The following is a 1,444-nucleotide window of genomic DNA, read 5'->3' as shown; positions in this document are numbered from 1 at the left end:
CGAGGCTCGACCGCAGCTTCACGCTCCGCAACAGCGACGGTTTCGTCGAGAATTTCGGCCCGGCGCTGCTGGCCCGCGTGGCTGAGGAAGCCCCGGGCGTGCAATTGCGCTTCGTGCCCAAGCCCGACAAGGACAGCGGCCCGATGCGCGAAGGCGCGGTCGATCTGGAGACCGGCGTGGTCGGCGGTTCGACCGGCCCGGAAGTGCGCGCGCAGGCGCTGTTCCGCGATCGCTTCGTCGGCGTCGTGCGCGCCGGCCATCCGTTAAGCGAAGGCCGCGTTACCGCCGCCCGCTTCGCCGCCGGCCGGCATGTATTGATCTCGCGTCGGGGCCTCGACCGCGGCCCGGTGGACGACGCCTTGGAACTCGTCGGGCTGACTCGGAAGGTCACCACCGTGGTCGGCGGCTTTGCCGAGGCGCTGGCATTGGCGCGCGGCTCCGACCTCATCGCCACCGTGCCGGAGCGCTATACCGGCACCCTGCGCGGCGGGCTGTTCACCTTCACGCTGCCGGTGAAGCTCGCCGCGCTGACGATCTCGCTCTTATGGCATCCGAGGCTCGAGGCCGACCCGGCTCATCGCTGGCTGCGCGGGCTGGTGAAGGAGGTGTGTCGCCTTTCCTCTCCCCCATTCCACGGGGGCGAGAAGCCCATGCCCTGATACGCGCCGCAACACCACCGAACCAACCGCGCGTGCAGCGATATCGGTATAATATTAGCAATTACTAACGTATATGGTGCACGCGGGAAAACCGTGTCTGTCATGGAACCCGCGGCACGGTCAGCGCGTTGCCGGGCGCCTGTGAAACGGCCGGAGGCTCTCTTTGAGCGAATTCAGGAAGTTCGCCTGCCCCCGGTGCCTGGGCGCCGGCAAGGTGTTCGAGTGCGAAAAGCAGGTCGCGTCGAACGGTACGTGCTGTTCCTCCGGCGCATTGCGCGACGATTGCCCGGGTCAACGGGTTTCCTGTCAGGCCTGCAACGGAACCGGCCTGCGCGGCTACGGCGCACCCTCTGCCACAGAGCGCTGAACCCCAGTTGGCTCGCCCGGCACGACAATCAGACCTTGCGCTGAGATAGACAGCGAAGCCGTCGTAGCGATCCATTCGGCCGAAGCCAGGACACCTTTCGAAGCGGCTGAGAAGGCGCTTGGCCAGAAAGTCACCTTGCGTGCCGGCGCCGACAGGTGGGGTCCGTGTCGTCGGCCTCACCGAGCGGCCGCGGCCCGCGAGGCTCAAGCTCGCGATCTTCGAGTTCAGGGCAATTGGACAAAGGAAATAGGCCGGCCGCTTTTGCCCCGCGGCACTTTAGGCGCGTCGCGCTGAACGGATTCCGTCGACGCGCTTTAAGTCTTTGTTTTGCTGCATGTCGTTCCCCCCAAAACCGCTGCGCACTTTTGGGCGACATGCCTTATGCGCCGGCGCCGCCCATCAGCGCCGCGACCAAGGT

Annotated in this window: 1 protein-coding gene; it reads left to right on the top strand. The window is 66.3% G+C overall.

From position 1 onward, the window contains the following. A partial coding sequence (locus EOD07_RS34210; RefSeq protein ID WP_206519651.1) for a LysR substrate-binding domain-containing protein occupies positions 1-659 on the top strand: 659 nt, incomplete at its 5' end. Between the last annotated feature and the right edge of the window lie 785 nt (positions 660-1,444).

It is taken from the genome of Mesorhizobium sp. M2C.T.Ca.TU.002.02.1.1, assembly GCF_003997225.1.
Note: the sequence above shows the minus strand (reverse complement) of the source record. Positions and strands in the feature narration are given on the sequence as shown.